Raw genomic sequence first — 18,316 nt, 5'->3', positions numbered from 1 at the left:
AAGGTTAATACCTTGCTCCTGTTGTTAGGGAGGCAGCACCTGTAGCATAATCGTACAAATCAATTTGCATACTTCTACTCGCCCGATCAAAATTTTGTCAGTATATTGATTGGCATTTTGTAGTGATTGTAGTTTAAACATTTCTTTAGTTCGAAATATTCCGCTAAAAACGTCATCTACAGTGATTTTTTGTTGACCAAAAACAGTAAAACAAATAAATAAAAGTAATGCGGTAAGTTTGCTTGTATTCATACAAATGAGTTAAATATAAAAAAGAGCCCAATTTTAGTGAAAAAAATACACATAATATACATTTCAAGTGTTAAATGTTAACAAATTGGTTTTTTTATATTATTTAATGTCCGTAATTACATTACAAACAAAACCGTTAAAATGGTATCTTTGTAGCAATACTACCATTTAATCAATTGAGAATGAACAACGCCGTTGCTGGATTTTCTAAATTATCCAAAGAAGAAAAAATAAACTGGATTGCAAAAAAGTACTTTTCTTAGATGCAGAAAAAGCAGTTTTCTTACTTAAAAGTTACTGGAATACCGATGAAAAATTACAGAAATTACATGATGAATTCATCGAAAACACTATAACCAATTTTTATATTCCGCTTGGTGTAGCTCCAAATTTCCTGATTAACGACAAATATACCACAATACCAATGGCAATCGAAGAGAGTTCGGTTGTTGCAGCAGCTTCAAAAGCGGCCAAGTTTTGGTCAACTCGTGGCGGGTTTAAAGTTAGAGTAATCAACACCGAAAAAATAGGTCAGGTACATTTTACCTTTAATGGTGATGTTTCTAAACTGAACTTATTTTTTGCACAAACAAAAAGTAAATTTTTTAGTGATACCGAAAACATAACCAAAAACATGCAACAGCGTGGTGGCGGAATTCTTGACATTGTTCTAAAAGACAAAACCAATTTATTACCAAATTACTTTCAGCTTCATGCAACCTTTGAAACCAAAGACAGCATGGGAGCCAATTTTATAAATTCATGTTTAGAGCAATTTGCTAAAACATTAAAAGAAGCTTCTCAGGAATACGAATTGTTTACAGAAACCAATGAAGAGGTAAAAGTCATCATGAGTATTCTCTCTAACTATGTCCCAAACTGTATCGTAAGAGCAGAAGTTTCATGTCCTATAGATGCATTAGCCGAAAAACACATACCAAATCCTCAGGAATTTGCCGAACGATTTGTGCAAGCAGTTCAAATTGCCGAGGTGGAACCATTCCGCGCCGTAACCCACAACAAAGGAATCATGAATGGATCTGATGCTGTAATACTTGCCACAGGAAATGATTTCCGCGCAGTCGAAGCAGGAGTTCACGCTTACGCATCTAGAAACGGACAATACTCGAGTTTATCTCATGCTAAAATAGAAGATGGAATTTTCACATTCTGGCTAGATATGCCACTTGCATTAGGAACCGTTGGCGGACTAACCTCTTTACATCCGTTGGTAAAGTTTTCATTGCAAATGCTAGAAAATCCATCAGCTCCACAGTTAATGCAAATTGTAGCCGTTGCAGGTTTAGCACAAAACTTTGCAGCATTACGTTCATTAACCACTACTGGAATTCAGGAGGGACATATGAAAATGCATATTAATAATATCATTAATCAATTTGCTGCCGATGACAACGAACGTCATTTGATTAAAAACCATTTTAAAAACCACACCATATCACATAGTGCAGTAGTTGAATTTATTGAAAACCTAAGAAAATAATAAGGAGCCATTCCCGCTGTACGTTATATCTTTATGTTTTTAAAGACAAAACATAAAGGACCTGCCATCGGGGCTAAAAACAAATGCATGAAAACAACTTTTTATAGTAACGGAAAGCTTTTAATAACCGGAGAATACTTAGTATTAGATGGAGCAAAAGCATTTGCATTACCAACAAAATTTGGACAAAGTTTAATTGTTGCAAAGGAGAAAACCAAGAAATACAATGGAAAAGTTACGATGCCGATAACAGTATTTGGTTTGAAGACATTATAACTTTTAAAGAAATAATAGACAATCCTGAGCCAAAAACTGAAACAGTAAAAACTACATTAATAAATATTCTGCACGAAGCTTATTCTTTAAATCCAGAATTTTTAACCCAATCCGAAGGATACCAAATAAGCACACAGCTTACTTTTCCTAAAAACTGGGGCTTAGGCGCATCATCGACATTATTAAACAATATTGCTCAATGGACAAAAATCGATGCCTTTACGCTTCTTAAAAACAGTTTTGGAGGGAGCGGATACGATATTGCCTGTGCACAAAACAACACTCCTATATTGTATCATCTACAACAAGATTTACCAATTGTAGAAGCCATAGACTTTAATCCTGAATTCAGTCAGAATATACACTTTGTATACTTAAACAAAAAACAAAGCAGTAAAGCAGCCATAACAGCCTATTACAACAACAAAAACAGTCACCTATCAAAGATAATTGCCAATAACGACAAGATAACGCAAGCCGTTATACATGCTAAAACTGGAAAAGAATTTGCTGAAAAACTCGCCATTCACGAAGCTGAGATGAGCAATATTTTAGAAATGCAAACCATCAAAGAAAAAGTTCTTCCCGATTTTGACGGTGTTATAAAAAGTCTTGGCGCTTGGGGAGGTGATTTTGTAATGGCAATATCCAAAGATAACCCAACAGAATATTTTACTACCAAAGGATACAAAACAATAATTCCCTATAACGAAATGATATTGGCTTAGACCAAATTTCAAAAAACACAAAACCTTGCTATACTCTAACAAGGTTTTTTTTTGGCTTTATAGCCAACACAACATGATCAACAACAAAACAAACACCTTGCAGGACAAAATCCCAAACTATAAAACAAAAAAAAATCCCGAAATATAAATATTTCGGGATTTCCAATTTAATCTTTTATATAAGTCGTAATAAAACTAGTAGCTAAAGTGAGCTCTGTTATCAACGATTTTAGCATTATCTTTCAATGCAGGAAGTATTCTGTTTACATCTTGTGCACTTTGAGCTTTAACTTGAGCAACATAAGCTGCGTGGTCTTTTAAAGCTGGTGCTTTTATAGTGCTATTATTTTTAACAACATATACACCTGTATTACCTTCAATTGGAGCAGATAATTTACCTGCTGCCAAAGCAAATGCATTACCTACAACTTTTGGCTCTTGACCAACTCCACCAGGTAAAACTGGGTTACTCATAGTAACATCTGTTGCTTGTTGTACAGCTACTCCAGCACTCTTAGCAATTGCTTCGATAGTAGTACCGTTCATTTTAGCTTTAAGAATTTCAGCCTTTTTCTTGTTCTTAAGAATTGGCTCTACATAAGGTCTTGCAACATCTACAGATACTAAACCTGTTTTGTTAATACTTTTAAGCTGTACAATAACGTGACCGATATTAGCTACCTCAAAACGTTTAACATCTCCTTTACTTGTTCCTTTTTCAAAAGCCCATCTTACGATAGTTCTTTGATTTCCTAATGGTCCAAAATTCTCGTCCATTCCTTTTACAGTAACTGCTGGAGAAACGGTTAATTTCATGTCTTTTGCAACTTTATTAAAATCTTTATCAGCAGCGTCCATTTCAAATTTAGTTGCTTGAGTAAATACTCTATCAGAAGTTGCTTCTGAAGCTTCGATCTTTTGAGCTACAGTTGCTAAACGAATACCGTCTTGTTTGTCTGTAATTTTGATAATATGGAAACCAAAAGGAGTTTCTACTAATCCTATTTTTCCAATTGAATTATTGAAAACAAAATCATTGAATGGTTTTACCATTTGGTTTTGACCAAAATATCCTAAATCGCCACCTTGTTGTGCCGATGAATCATCTGAAGCTGTAAAAGCTAACATTAAGAAACTATCTGGATTTGCATTAACTTGAGCCAAAATTTCTTCTGCTTTAGCCTTTGCCTGCTCTTTAGTTCTTCTTTCTTTTGATTTGGAACCTGAGTACCTTCATAACTAATTAAGATATGACTTGCTTTTGCATTAACTCCTGCTTTAAATCCTAAAGATTTTGAAATACAGTAGTAATTTCCAAAAACATAAGGTCCGTAAACTTCTCCTGGAGCAAGACTAAATAATTTATCCGCATCTACAGCTGGTAAATCTTTCTTAGCTACATAGGTTGAATCGTAAGGTACATCTGAATTTGAATTTACAAAGTCAGCTATATTCTTAGCTGATTTAAACCCTGGCAAAGTATCGTTTTTACCTGTTTTTTGGTTGTAAACAACACTTCCAGATAATAATGCTGTTACTTTTGCTTTAATTTCAGCTTCGTCTTCTTTAGATGCTTTATCTTCTATTAAAACATACTGAACTTCACGAGTTTCATCTGCTTTAAATTTCTTTTCGTCTTTTTTCATGAAATCAACGATTTCAGAATCTGATACTTTTACATCGCTATCTTTGATAGAAGAATATAAACCAGCTGCATATGCAAAGTTAACTTTGTTTGCTTCCATTTCATATTTCAACTTACCTTCAGCTACAGTAGTATAAAGACCCGCTTTAATCAACGTATTGTATATTTGATATTTTGCGTTCAAATCTGCATCTTTCTCTCTATCTTTTAAATATTGAGCTTGCTCTGGATTTGCTTTAAAATATTCTTTAAATTTTGCTACGTCAAAAATCCCTGCTGCATTTAAGAACATTGGATTTTTTCCGATATTTTGGTCAGCTTTTAAAACCTCAAGTAAATGTTTTTCACCTACTCTTAATCCTAATTTATCAAACTCTGATGATAACAAAGCAATAGAAACCTCTTGATCCCAAACTCTGTTTGCAGCTTCAGTGGAAGTTATTCCTTGTCCACTTTTTTCAACACTACTAACTTTGATTCTAAAATCTTCAAATGAAATATCTTTTCCATTGATGCTTCCTACGTCTTTTGAACTCTCACCAAAATTTCCACTACTGAAAAGATCTTGAATGATAAATGCGAATAATGCAAGTGCAATAGCGCCTATCAATAAAGCGGAACGTTGTCTAATTTTTGCTAAAACTGCCATTTTTATTGTTGTTAATTTTATATTCAGTTTGCGAAAATACAATTATCTAGCTAATAATAATACTAGTAGCAATTTATTTTCCAAGATTTTTTATTTTTCTAAAAAAAATCACTCTTTTATAGTCATTTTAACTAATTCTATTTTCTTATTTGTTGCCTCTTCTATCACAAAATGGTAGTTCCCAATAGTGATTTCTTCTCCTATTTGTGGAATTTCTTTTGTATGATCCACAATAAAACCTCCCAAGGTACCATATGAATCACTTTCTGGGATATTCATTTTATATGTCTCATTTAAATACTCAACATCAAATCGGGTTGAAAAAATATATTTACCTTCTCCTAATTCTTTTTCTATTAATTCTTCGTCGGAATCATGTTCGTCTTCAATCTCTCCAAATAACTCTTCTACAATATCTTCGACGGTTATTATTCCTGAAGTTCCTCCATATTCATCCAACACTACCGCTACGCTTTTTCGTTTCTTGGTAAGCAAGTTCAAAACATCTTTTATATAAACTGTTTCCGGAACAAACTCTACAGGAATCAATACTGATTTTATTGTTTCTGGCTTTTTGAACAAATCGAAAGAATGCACATATCCCAAAATATCATCTAATGAGTTTTGATAAACAAGTATTTTAGAATATCCCGTCTCTACAAACAAGGCCTTAAGTTCATCTATAGTATCAAATAAATCAACAGCATCAATTTCGGTACGAGGCGTCATTATGTCTCTTGCTTTTACTCCCGAAAACTCTAAAGCATTCTGAAATATCTGTATCTCCGAATCAACTTCTTCATTATCCTCTACCGTACTCATTTGCTCTGAAATATAATTTCCAAGTTCTACTTTACTAAAGAAAAGCTGAACCTGATCTCCCTCAGTCTTAAAAAATCTACGCAAAATAAAATCTGAAATCCAGATAAAAAAAGTAGAAACATAATAAAAAAGCCAATAGAAAAAATATGCTGGAATTGCAAGAAACTTAATTAATGAATTTGCATAAATCTGAAAAAATACTTTCGGAAAAAACTCTGCAGTGATTAAAACAAAAAAAGTAGAAATCGCCGTTTGAACAAGTAAACTAATAACATTCGAAAAGTGATATCCAAACTCCACAAGTGCCTTTAAGAGCAAGTCACCCATAAAAAAACTATAAACAACTATTGCAATATTGTTTCCAATAAGCATAGCCGCTATAAATTTTGAAGGTTTTTCGGTAAGCTTAGTAAGAATTTTAGACAAGAAGTTCTCCTGCTTCTTCTCAATCTCTAGATAAATTTTATTCGAAGATATGAACGCAATTTCCATACCCGAAAAAAAGGCTGATAGTATTAAACATAGTATTATAATACTAATCTCCATTTTTATTATTTTTTATTACGATTGTCAAGTTTATTAGCAAATTTTCTCCTAAAGAAGAACATAAAAATTCCCATTCCTGCAATCAAAAAACTTAACCAGGGAGTAGCTTCACCTGCACTTATTTTCATTATTCCCTCATAAAGAAAAAGAATTGCAACTATTAAATAAGCGTATTGTGTATATTTTAAGTAACCCATAATTATTATTTTTATTCTTCAGTTTCTATCTCTCCGTTTATTCGTTGAGAGTTTATTATTTTAAAATCTTTGCTAAAATCAATTCCCTGACCGTATGAAACTCCTTTTGCATCTGTAAATTTAAACTTTCTTTCGGTATAAAACCATTCGTTTTTCTGATCAAAATACAATTGCTCTGTCTCTAACATCTGACCTTCATCTGTAGTGATTTTTACTTTCCCTTGTAAATCGATAACCGAAGTTTGTTTATACGAAATAGCATAATTTGCTACTACATAGGTGCGTTTGCGTTTTTTATCATACAAAGTCACATCTATTCCTTTTGGAAAATCAGTAAAAGGAAAACTAACATTAGAGTAATCCAACATCTTGGGGCTTATTAAAATTCCCGAAATAAGCCCTGAGTCGGTATATTTTATATTGACATTATCAGCATCACTAGCAGGAACAAACTCTACAAAATTACTTCTTTGTACGTCTTTAAAATTGCCTTCACATCCTAGAAAAAACATCGTAATAAAAATTACGAGTCCAGGAATGATACTATGTTTTTTAAGTAAATTCATTCACTAATAAGGTATTAAACTCTATTTTATAGAGTTTATAATCTGGATTAATTAAACTTGCTTCTTTCGAACCATTTATCGTTTAATGAGAAACCAAGACTAAAATTAGCATAATTCTCTTGAATTAAACCTGCCGATGTAGTTCCTCTTTTTCCAAACTCCATTCCGAAATTGATATTAGAAAATGTTCCTGAAATTGGAAATCCAGCTCCAAGTGTAAGTCCAATATCATTTACACGCTGTGAATTAATTATCAAAGCTGTTCTTTCATATTTAAGACCTGCTCTATAAGTAACTCTATTAAAGTATCCTGAAAAAGAGCTATAATTAGGAACATAGTAACCTCCCAAGCTTGCACTTGCAGATTTTCCATATCCTACATTTGGTGCAGCATTGTATATACTTGACTGATCAACTGAGTTTTGGTATGTAACTTTTCCTCCAATCAACCACTTTCTAGCCTCTCCTACACCCGCACTCAAAGCTAATTTAAACGGCATATCTACATCAACTTTATCTTTTAAATCTTCTCCTGGATCCAAAACAGTAAAATTAAGTCCAGAACCAAGCATTCCTGTTGAAATATTTCTTGTGTTTTCAGAAGTCAATTTACTTTGTAAAGTATATGTTGCACTACTAAAGAAAGATAATTTTTTATTTATCTTGTACTGGTACATGGCACCTAAGTTAAAATTAACTCCAGACAAATAAGTTGTATTTAATTCTCTAGTCCCAACTGGAACATCAGTAACAAACTCTAAACTAGTTGTTTGTATTTTACCGAAATCATATTGAACATCTGCTCCAATACTTAAATTCGGCTTAACTTTATATGCAAGTCCAAAATAAACTTTATTTAATCCACCTGATCCATCAAATCTTTTATTATTACCTCCATTATTTACTGCAAGAGATTCAATTTGATACCCTACAGATGAATATGGAATTAATCCAAAACCTACTCCAAACTTTTTTCCTAAAGGCAAACCTACAGCTATATAGTCTAAGGTTGTTCTTTGCGCTTTTGCCGATTCTCTAGTAGTTTTTAATGTACTTGAATTAAATGTCCCCCCTACAGTAAAACTTGTTAATTTTAAATTCGCATAACTCGCAGGGTTCTCCAAATTAATATGAATACTATCTTGCTCTATCGCAATACCCGACATAGAACGACTTTCGACAGTTCCTTTAAACCTTACATCACCAATTCCATAAAAAGAATAAGGGGAAGATGTTCCTTGCTGAGCAAAAGATACGAATGACAAAAGTAAGCAAGCGCTTATTATAATTTTTTTAATCATTGTTGATTTTATATTGAAATGTTTGGTTCAAACTTTCTAATAAGAAATTTGAATTGGCAAATATGGTATTTTTTAATCGTTTAGCCAAAAAAAGTGCATCACCACCCGTTAAAATTATTATAAAATTTAAGTAATCTGCTTTGTATTGATCGATAAAACCGTCTATTTCATAGACGAATCCATTGACAACCCCTGAATGCATTGATTCGGGAGTCGAATTACCGATATATCTTTCTGGCTCTTCAAATGTTAATAACGGAAGTTTTGCCGTATAATTATGAAGTGCTTCATACCTTAATCGCAATCCTGGAGATATAGCTCCTCCTAAATAATTATCATTTTCATCGACAAAATCGTATGTAATACAAGTTCCAGCATCAATAATTAATCTATTTTTCTTAGGATATTGTAATGTTGCTCCGCTAGCAAGTACTATTCGATCTATTCCTAAAGTTTTGGGTGTAGCATACTTATTTTTAAACGGAAAACAATCTTCATTTGTCAAAAAACAAACATTTACATCATCATTAAAAACTAAAAACGCCTCTTTTTCTACATTTCCAACCGACGCAACAACCAAGTCTGTTACTTTTTCAAATTTTTTTAAAATTTTTTTGACACTTATTTCGAGCTCCTTTTTATCAAAAATAAAAAATTCCAAAGCAGTATTATTCTCAAAAACAGCACCTTTAATACGCGTATTTCCAACATCGATTGTTAAAACCATATCTTATTATTTACTGCTGCGAAGATACGAATTGATTTTTTTTAAAAATTGTTTTGGAGAAACTAAAAAACATTCTATATTTGCACCCGCAACAAGCACGGTACCTTAGCTCAGATGGTAGAGCAATGGACTGAAAATCCATGTGTCCCTGGTTCGATCCCTGGAGGTACCACAAAACCCACTCAAACGAGTGGGTTTTCTGTTTTTACTCGATAAATAGAATTCTTTCTTTAGATTTACCTTGTATAAACTAAAAAACATTCTATATTTGCACCCGCAATAAGCACGGTACCTTAGCTCAGATGGTAGAGCAATGGACTGAAAATCCATGTGTCCCTGGTTCGATCCCTGGAGTACCACAAAACCCACTCAAACGAGTGGGTTTTCTGTTTTTAATACTTTCTTCAGAAATACATCATTTAATCCAATTCTTCTCAAAAATCCTATATTGGAGAAACCATCAATAACAGATAATAAAATTTTCAAATACCAAAAACATTTATTTGCGTTGATAAAAAAAAGCTATTTACAATAAAGATTTGAAATCTTTGCATCTTTACTTTATACTCTATGCAGTTAAACAACCTTATACATACCTTTTCAATAATCCTCGATGCAACTAAAATCACAAGTCAACTAATTAAATTGTTTTTGTTAAAAAATCATTAACTAAATAAAAAAATATCCCATATATTCGTAAAACAATACAATACACATTTATTTATTAGCAAAAACACAGTTACTTCATGAGTAAAACTTCTACTAAAGGAATTTGGAAAGTTATTTCGGCCTCTTCTATGGGAACAATGATAGAATGGTATGATTTTTATATTTTTGGAAGTTTGGCTGTTGTTATTTATACAAAATTCTTTCCCTCCGACAATCCAACGGCATCTTTTTTAGCCACTTTAGCCACTTTTGCAGCAGGTTTTGTTGTTAGGCCCTTTGGCGCTTTATTTTTTGGACGCCTTGGGGACTTAATTGGAAGAAAATACACCTTCATGGCAACCCTATTATTAATGGGATGCTCTACTTTTTTAATCGGCTGTATCCCTAGTTATGAAACCATTGGTTTCTTAGCTCCGTTATTGGTCTTAATTTTACGATTACTACAAGGTCTTGCGCTTGGCGGAGAATATGGCGGCGCAGCAACCTATGTTGCTGAATATGCTCCTGTCTGGACAATGCGGTTATTGGACTTCGTGGTATTCAAACTACAGCAACCGTTGGACTTTTTATTTCCTTAATGGTTATTTTAGCTACAAAAAATACCCTATGGCCGAGCATTTGATTCTTGGGGATGGCGTGTCCCTTTTTGGGTATCTATTGCAATGGTAGGGGTTTCGTATCTATACGAAAAAACATGGACGAATTTCCGTTTTTGCTAAAGCTAAAAAAGAAGGAAGCATAAGCATAAACCCTTTAAAGAAAGTTTCGGAAATAGATATAACCTAAAATTTGTTTTACTTGCTTTATTTGGAGCAACAATGGGGCAAGGAGTTGTTTGGTACACTGGGCAATTTATGCCATGAGTTTCATGGAAAACAGTAATGAGTATTCAATCTTCTAAGTAGATAGCTTACTAGGAATTGCACTACTACTTGGCACTCCGTTTTTTGGACAAGTTTTGATGGCTGAGCAATAAAAATAGGACGAAAATATATTATGATGGGTGGAATGCTACTCGCAATCCTACTCTACAGACCTATATACAAGCAAATGTATGAAACCGTAAATCTAGACAACAAAATTATCTCAAACACATATACAACTGAATCCCAAAATAACAACAAAAAAGAACATTACGTTATTATAAACAATGAATATTCAGATGGGACGATTGCTGCAACTAAAAAATAAATCATGCTGAAAAAATTGACCCCGAAGACAAACTACAATCACAATTAATTCTCAAGATAAATGGGCATTGATTTTTCTAGTTTTTGTTAGGTCTTATTTGTAACAATGGTTTATGGCCCTATTGCAGCTTCTTGGTAGAGATGTTTCCTGCAAAAAAGTAAGATACACATCAATGTCACTGCCTTATCATGTTGGAAATGAATCTTGGTGGTTTAACTTCCTGCCATTTCAACCTATTTTGTAACCCATTCTAAACAAGTTGGTAAACCTGATTTTTACCTTGATGGCCTTTGGTACCCGTATTAATATAGCTTCAGTATGTTTCGTCATAGGAATGATTTACATTGACAATAAAGACAAAAACACTCACATTTAATTCTTTTACGATGAATTTACTAAAACGAATACTAGGAATACTATGGATAATACTGTCTATTGCGGCAGCTTACTTTTGTATTTTTGAATTTGGATTACCAAAACTTGTTTCCGACAAGCAAGATGATTTAGTCTTCGGAATTATAATCTTATTTATACTCACGCCTCTTATCGTTTTAGGACTTGGTACTTTTGGTTATTTTTCTTTATTGGAGAGTATGATAAAAGAAAATAAATTACATTCCCTATTCCCTAAAATACTTAAAATCAAAAAACTGCCTGTTGCAATAATAACAGCCTTTCACACTAACTCAACCAATAATTTATTTTTTCAAAAAACTTTAATACTTGTGTATTGTTGTTTTCATTTGTTACTTTCACGATATATAAACCTGCGTTTAATTCACTTACCGAAAATTCTGAAGTCATCTTACCACTTCCAGTAAAACTTTTCACTAATTGCCCTGTCAAAGAATAGATGGCTACTTTTGAAACTGATGTATTTAAAGTAAAATAATCCGAAACAGGATTGGGATACAAAGTAATTGCAGTTGGTTTTTCAAAATTTTCTATAGCCAACAACGCTTCCTTATTACCGTAAATTCTAAGTTCTCCAGGTGGAATTGCAATTGTAGCTGCCACATTAGTTACATTAATAAATGTATTATCCATTAAGTTATACCAAACACCTGGATATGGAAAACCTGTAGCAACACTTTGATCGGTTACATCAAAATTTGCCAGAATCAAGACGTCTTTTAGCTTAGTCGATTCCAATGCACTATTCGTGATTTTTATATTTGGAGATAATGAATTTGTATTAGAAACTGTTACTGTTCCTGAGAAAACAGGCTCAACAGTTTTCATTGTAATCATTTTTGCCCAATCGTTATAAATTTTGTTTCGGCTTGAATTTCCTAACCAATTACCTGTCCATTGAGGCTGTTGTTTTGTATCCAGTTTACAGTCTCCAGGAATTGTTCCCGATTCATCATTTACAATTCCATTATTACATGCAAAAATAGAAGCATCCCAACCTAAATCTCCAAAATGCCATATCATTTTTGGACCAGGAATTAATAAAGATACTGCTCCAATAGCTGACATTCTAGACAACGCTGTATTAAAATCCTTCACATTATGACTGCCATTATTACTATTACCATATTGAATATTTTTATACATTAATCGCTCTTCATCATGACTTTCAGCATATCCCATTAAACGATTTGCAGTAAAACCATGATTATCACTTGTCATTCTAGAAATATTACTTTCTGTTGCATATCCCATTGACAATTGATTATATGCATTGGTCATTTTCCCCCACATCATAACTCCTTTACTTATAGGATCATTGATTCTATAATTTGCCCATTCTTTTTCTTCAACATCACTTCCTAGATGTTCAAAAATTGCATAATGTGTTCGATAGAGACTTCAGGAATAATCGGCATACGTTTTTAAAACATCTACCCTGTCTTGCTGAAAATTATTTGTACACGATTCATCACCTGCATTACAATTTTGCGTGAAGCCTTTGGTTAGATCCCAACGAAATCCATCAATTTTATATTCCTCAATCCAATGTTGAATTACTCGTTTTACATAGTTTTGAGTTCTTGCTTGCTGATGATTAAAATCCTCCCCTACACTGTAGCTATGCTTAGCTATTGTATTAAAATATGGATTATCCGCCGATGGTGAACCCCAACCGTCATTATCTGGATCGTTCATCCACATTCTTACCATTGGATTTCGACCAAAAGCATGATTTAAAGCTACATCTAAAATAACTGCAATTCCGTTTTGATGACATAAATCAATAAATTCTTTAAGCTTATCCGAAGTTCCATAAAACTTATCTAAAGCCATATGAAATGAAGTATTATACCCCCAACTTTCATTGCCTTCAAATTCCATAACAGGCATTAATTCTATAGCATTTACTTTTAAGTTTTTAAAATAATCTATCCTATCTATTAAACTTTGATAATTTCTGGCTGCATCAAAATCACGTACTAAAACCTCATAAACTACTAATTTCTCTTTTTCTGGTTTAACAAAATTTGTTACTTTCCAAGGATACGATAGTTGCCCTGTTTTTAAAACAGTAACTTCACGCTCTTGCCCTACTGGATAAACGGGCATATTTGGATAGCTAGCAGAGGGAATTCCAGAATCATCAAAAGGAGATAAAACTAAGGTAGAATAAGGATCTGCCGTTTTTACTAATGAAGGTGAATTAGCAATTGGCGAATTAGCAACTACCCAATATTGATACGTATTATTTTCTCCCGAAACTAATCCTGTTAACTCTAGCCAGAACTTACCCGAAGTTGGATCTTTTTTCATTACATAAGAACTAGTAGGTGTCCAATTATTAAAGCTTCCTGCCACATACACAAAATCTTTTAACGGAGCATCTAGAACTAGTGTTGCTTTTGTAACGTCAGTAGCATTGTAATTTATCCCATCTACTAATCCCGCTGGCATCGCTGCCGATACAGCTCCAGGATTAACTATTGCCGTAAATTTTTTAACAATAGTTGTTCCGCTTTGGGTTATACTTAATTCATAACTCTGATTTCCTATAATATTTACATGATTAAACACATAACTCGAAGTACTCGGATTAGTATTCAAAACGACTCCATTTGCCTTTAAGCTATAACTCGCAGCTCCATTTGTATTTGTAGCGGTAATATTTAAATTACCCCCACTTACCACAATAGTATTACTATTTTCTAGTGGTGAAGTTAAAGCCGCTTGAAAAATACCAACCTTAACAAAAAAATCAGAACAAGATGGCGCAAGTTTTAGCGTTTGAGTACCAGCAGCGTTTCTAAACACCATTCCCATTTTTACAGCTGCAGCTTGTTGTGTTGTTGTTAATCCGAAGTAAACACTCGGTGTAATAACAATACTCCAAGTCCCATTTGGATTTCTGGTCATTAATCCAATTCCATCATCTGCCCCCCAATTTCCTTTTGCAGTTGTCCATGGGTTAGCCTCTGTCCCAATTCCTGCATGCATATATACTTTTGTGGGATTTGCTCCCATTTCATTACAAGTTGCCGATGTAAAAGATACAGTAATTGTTATAGGTTCATCAACCTGAAATACAGCAGGTGATACTGTTATTTGTTGCGCATGAGTAGCAATACCCCACAACAACAAGAAGGATAATAGTATAGTTTTTTTCATAATCTGGTTGGTTTGGTTGGTTAATTTTATAAAAAAAGGCTATCCATGAGATAGCCTTTAAATTATTTATATAGAGGATTAATCCAATGTTATTGTTTTTGCATTGTTATCTATTCTTAAAACTCTAGGTCCAGTTGGTCCAGTATATTTGAAATTTTTATCCCCATCATTTGCATTTACTAACTCTGAATCAATCGTATAACCCGCATCTGCATAATAAGTATAGTTACGGCTATTAGTTGCTCCCCAATTACCACCACTTGTAAAATCATTTGCTAAAAACTCTCTAAAAGCTTTTCCTTGCTTAAGAATAACTTTTACTTCATAAACATTAGTTTGTCCTGCTACCAATGGAAATTCAGTTTCTGCATCTCCATCCCAAGACCAACCTCCTGGCGTAGCCTCTCCAACTAACCAATGTGAACTTGCCAATGGTACGTGATATGGGGTTGCTTTAAAAGTATAAAAATTAGAATATTGTGCCTCAGCTCCAACACCTACTGTAGCTTTAATACGAATATCTACACTATTTTCTTCTTTTTCAATAAAACCTCCATTAACTAAAGCAGAATTTAACTCTGCTACTGTTAAAGCTTTGTAACGAGTTGTTGTTGTAGTTACAGCTATAGGAGCCGCAAATTTAGTACCTGCTTTTGCAACTTCAATAGTATAATTTACAACTGTTGCTGTACCATCATATTTTGCATCATTCCAAACAACAGTAGTTGCAATTTCTGTTTCATTCTCTTTTGTAAGAACAATATTAAAATCATTTTGAGGTGTAAGTAAAACTGGCGCTGTAACTGGCTCTATCACTGGTCTATTTTCCACATCATCAGCATTACACGATACTGTTAAAATACCAATGAATGCGATTAAAACTTTATATATATTTTTCATTTTATTTTATTTTTATAAGGTTAGTTAGTATCCCGGGTTTTGTTTTAAAGTTGGATTTGCCTGAATAGCTGTTGAAGGAATTGGCATTAAATCTCTGAATGAATCTGTAGCACTACCATTTTTAACGCCACCCTTCCATTGCCAGATTTTAGTCCCTCCTGTGAATTTCCCGAAACGAATCAAATCTGTTCTTCTATGACATTCCCAAAACAACTCTCTTGCTCTTTCATCTAAAATAAAATCAAGTGTCAAGTCTGAAGCTGAAATAACTCCGGCACCTGCTCTAGTTCTTATTTTATTTATATAACCTAAAGCAGTAACAGCATCCCCAGAAGAAGCTCCTCTAAGTGTTGCCTCTGCATACATTAAATACACATCTGATAATCTATACATCGGAAAATCAGTATCAGGAACATCTGTTCTTTGTGCAGCTGTACCATCAGAATTTACATTGGTATATTTTGTAACTGCATAACCATTACTAAACACTCCAAAATTAGCAATATCTAAAGTTTGCCCATCTGTATAAAAAGTTCCTCTTTGATCTGCAACAGCATTCGCATCAGGAAATAATTTAACAAATTCTGGCCTAACTCTAATACCTGCCCAACCACCATTCATTCCTTGCGCAGCAGGATTCATAGTACCTCCAATAGATGCATGAAGAATAAAACTCATTCCACCACCAACGGCTCTAATTGCATTACCGTCACCAATAATTGGAAAAATGAATTCGTTTTGAGCTCCATTTCGATCATTATCAGCAGAAAATAACTTACGGTAAGGAACATCTGCAAAAACATAACCTGAACTGCTAATAATCTCATTACATAATATTGCTGCTTCATTATTTTTTGCTACTCCTGTATACACTTTAGAATTTAAATAAATCTGTGCCAACAAAAATTTAGCAGCCGTTTTATCAACTCTTCCATACTCATTAGCTCTAGAATTAACTAAAGTATTATCTAAATCTTTTAGTTCTGATTCAACGAAAGCAAAAACCTCTGCTCTTGATTTTTGAACAGGATAAAAGAATCCAACTGGATCTGCCTCGGTCGTAATAGGCACATTACCAAACAAATCCATCAAGTTAGTATATGAAAATGCTCTTAAAAAACGAGCTTCAGCTCTGAAAGCTACAATTTGGGCTCTCAAATTAGCATCAACACCTCTGGCATCTAACTTATCATCTGTAGTTTGTCTCAAAAACTCATTAGCAACACTAATTTCATAGAAAGATCTAGAAAAAATTCCATATAAAAACTGATTACTAGGACTCCATCTTTGTCCATTCATTGCTGGCAAACCATCATCACCCCAAGCTACAATAGCTTCATCAGTAGGAAACTCCTGAGTAACAAAAAGCAACCTTAAATAACTACTAAAATCACCTCCAAGACCTGAAATATCAGGGACACCATCTCCATCATTACCACCTACATATAAACCTGCATAAAGCTTTGCTAATACCTGTTTATAAGACGTTGGATCTTTAAAGAAATCTTCAGAAAGAAATTCATCATCATCCTTTGGTGTTACATCTAAGTCGCTCGTACACGAAGTAAACGTCATATTTAATCCTAAAATGAATAGGAGAAAACAAGATATATATTTAAATGATATTTTCATTTTGTTTAATTTTAAAATTTAATTTTCGATGTACTATTAAAAATTCGCATTTACTCCAAACAAGAATGTTCTGGCTCTCGGATAAACATTATTATCTATTCCGTTGAATTTCTCAGGATCTATACCATTATATTTTGTGAGAACAAAAACATTCTGAACTCCTAATGTAAATCTCAAAGAAGCTGATTTTATTATTGATTTATCAAAAGTATAACCAACAGTAACATTATCCAGTTTTATAAAAGAAGCATCTTTCACGAAATAATCTGAATAATTACGTTGCGTTCCGTTTGAACTACTTTCAGTAGCAAAACCAGTATTATAATAATCTGCACTTATATTTGATAAATCCGACTGTCTTCTTAATCCAGCTTCTAAATATCCTTTATCTGAACTTACGTTATCATAGATATAATTTCCTAAACTAGCTCTCCAATTCATTGTAAAATCAAACTTTTTATAGTTCAAAGTAGAAAATAATCCAAAAGTGTAATCTGCTGTTGGTTTATGAAATTTGTAACGGTCAGCATCAGTAATAGCACCATCACCGTTTCTATCCGCATAAGCACCTTGAATAGGCCTTTTGTTAGCATCATATAATTGCTCAAATACAAAAAATGAATTTGGAGCAAATCCTTCAGAGTGTATTAACACTTGATTCCCTGAACCTCCAGCAATGACATCTCCAGTAATATACCCTTGAAATCCTGGAACAGTAACCCCTAGGTTAGATATTTTTTGATCAATATAAGTTGCATTAACAGCAACATTCCATGTCAATTGGTCATTCTTAATAATATCAGACTGAAGATTAAATTCTACCCCTTTTGTTCTTACACTACCAATATTATTAAACCCTTTATTTCTAATATTAGCTCCATCAGGAACAGGAATATCAGCCAAAAGATCACTTGATTTTTTATCAAAATAGTTAATTGTACCTGTTATCCTATCGTTAAGAAAACCAAAATCTACTCCTACGTTTTTCTCTGCCAAATCTTCCCATTTTATATCTGGATTATATCCTTCTGGTCTAGCCGCTTTATAAATAACACCATTAAAAAGATATTGTGTATTTATAGTTCCTAAAGTTACTCTTCTTAAATAATCATACTGAGGTAAAATATCCTGT

The 18,316-nt window shown here is 33.2% G+C and carries 11 protein-coding genes, 2 tRNA genes and 4 pseudogenes; 6 read left to right on the top strand and 11 right to left on the bottom strand.

Going from position 1 to position 18,316, the window contains the following annotated elements:
• Positions 1 to 24: 24 nt before the first annotated feature.
• The gene (locus AC1RYN_RS12310; RefSeq protein WP_481807192.1) at positions 25 to 252 is read right to left on the bottom strand and encodes a hypothetical protein; all 228 of its coding nucleotides are present in this window, start codon (positions 250 to 252) and stop codon (positions 25 to 27) included.
• A 182-nt stretch (positions 253 to 434) separates the two neighbouring features.
• On the opposite strand from AC1RYN_RS12310, the pseudogene AC1RYN_RS12305 reads away from it, so the two are divergent.
• Together AC1RYN_RS12305 and AC1RYN_RS12300 are read left to right on the top strand one after the other, a co-directional pair.
• Positions 435 to 1,753 (top strand): annotated as a pseudogene (locus AC1RYN_RS12305) (hydroxymethylglutaryl-CoA reductase, degradative).
• Positions 1,754 to 1,887: 134 nt separating this feature from the next.
• Positions 1,888 to 2,757 carry a GYDIA family GHMP kinase gene (locus AC1RYN_RS12300; RefSeq protein ID WP_481807193.1) on the top strand — a complete coding sequence of 290 codons (870 nt, stop codon included), beginning with the start codon at positions 1,888 to 1,890 and terminating at the stop codon, positions 2,755 to 2,757.
• Positions 2,758 to 2,952: 195 nt separating this feature from the next.
• Here the strand turns inward: AC1RYN_RS12300 and AC1RYN_RS12295 are convergent.
• The 6 genes and pseudogenes from AC1RYN_RS12295 to AC1RYN_RS12270 form a co-directional block, all read right to left on the bottom strand.
• Positions 2,953 to 5,051 (bottom strand): annotated as a pseudogene (locus AC1RYN_RS12295) (peptidylprolyl isomerase).
• Between the two features lie 108 nt (positions 5,052 to 5,159).
• Positions 5,160 to 6,419: a hemolysin family protein gene (locus AC1RYN_RS12290; protein WP_481807191.1), complete on the bottom strand. Its 1,260-nt coding sequence runs from the start codon at positions 6,417 to 6,419 to the stop codon at positions 5,160 to 5,162.
• Between the two features lie 5 nt (positions 6,420 to 6,424).
• Positions 6,425 to 6,616, bottom strand: coding sequence for a hypothetical protein (locus tag AC1RYN_RS12285; RefSeq protein WP_481807190.1), 192 nt, complete (start codon positions 6,614 to 6,616; stop codon positions 6,425 to 6,427).
• Positions 6,617 to 6,627: 11 nt separating this feature from the next.
• Positions 6,628 to 7,182, bottom strand: coding sequence for an LPS export ABC transporter periplasmic protein LptC (gene lptC, locus AC1RYN_RS12280; protein WP_481807189.1), 555 nt, complete (start codon positions 7,180 to 7,182; stop codon positions 6,628 to 6,630).
• Between the two features lie 47 nt (positions 7,183 to 7,229).
• Positions 7,230 to 8,483, bottom strand: a complete 1,254-nt coding sequence (gene bamG / locus AC1RYN_RS12275) for a BamG family beta-barrel-assembly machinery protein (RefSeq protein WP_481807188.1) — start codon at positions 8,481 to 8,483, stop codon at positions 7,230 to 7,232.
• The gene (locus AC1RYN_RS12270) at positions 8,476 to 9,210 is read right to left on the bottom strand and encodes a type III pantothenate kinase (protein WP_481807187.1); all 735 of its coding nucleotides are present in this window, start codon (positions 9,208 to 9,210) and stop codon (positions 8,476 to 8,478) included. Before AC1RYN_RS12270 ends, bamG begins: the two co-directional genes overlap by 8 nt.
• Positions 9,211 to 9,309: 99 nt before the next feature.
• On the opposite strand from AC1RYN_RS12270, the gene AC1RYN_RS12265 reads away from it, so the two are divergent.
• The 4 genes and pseudogenes from AC1RYN_RS12265 (at position 9,310) to AC1RYN_RS12250 (ending at position 11,891) form a co-directional block, all read left to right on the top strand.
• Positions 9,310 to 9,382, top strand: a tRNA-Phe gene (locus tag AC1RYN_RS12265).
• Between the two features lie 114 nt (positions 9,383 to 9,496).
• Positions 9,497 to 9,570: transfer RNA gene (locus AC1RYN_RS12260), tRNA-Phe, on the top strand.
• Between the two features lie 386 nt (positions 9,571 to 9,956).
• Positions 9,957 to 11,446: pseudogene (locus AC1RYN_RS12255) on the top strand (MFS transporter).
• A gap of 10 nt (positions 11,447 to 11,456) precedes the next feature.
• Complete coding sequence (locus AC1RYN_RS12250; RefSeq protein ID WP_481807186.1) at positions 11,457 to 11,891, top strand: DUF6814 family protein; 435 nt, start codon at positions 11,457 to 11,459, stop codon at positions 11,889 to 11,891.
• Here the strand turns inward: AC1RYN_RS12250 and AC1RYN_RS12245 are convergent.
• The 4 genes and pseudogenes from AC1RYN_RS12245 to AC1RYN_RS12230 form a co-directional block, all read right to left on the bottom strand.
• Positions 11,773 to 14,652: pseudogene (locus AC1RYN_RS12245) on the bottom strand (alpha-amylase family glycosyl hydrolase); the annotation flags it as partial. The gene AC1RYN_RS12250 and the pseudogene AC1RYN_RS12245 sit on opposite strands and share 119 nt — an antisense overlap.
• Positions 14,653 to 14,730: 78 nt before the next feature.
• Positions 14,731 to 15,552 carry a SusE domain-containing protein gene (locus tag AC1RYN_RS12240; RefSeq protein ID WP_481807185.1) on the bottom strand — a complete coding sequence of 274 codons (822 nt, stop codon included), beginning with the start codon at positions 15,550 to 15,552 and terminating at the stop codon, positions 14,731 to 14,733.
• Between the two features lie 24 nt (positions 15,553 to 15,576).
• A complete protein-coding gene (locus AC1RYN_RS12235; RefSeq protein WP_481807184.1) occupies positions 15,577 to 17,184 on the bottom strand; it encodes a RagB/SusD family nutrient uptake outer membrane protein in 1,608 nt (535 codons plus the stop codon).
• A 36-nt stretch (positions 17,185 to 17,220) separates the two neighbouring features.
• The coding region (locus tag AC1RYN_RS12230; protein WP_481807183.1) for a TonB-dependent receptor domain-containing protein at positions 17,221 to 18,316 on the bottom strand (1,096 nt) is incomplete at its 5' end.

The sequence above is a fragment of the Flavobacterium sp. TC780 genome (assembly GCF_056783245.1).
Note: the sequence above shows the minus strand (reverse complement) of the source record. Positions and strands in the feature narration are given on the sequence as shown.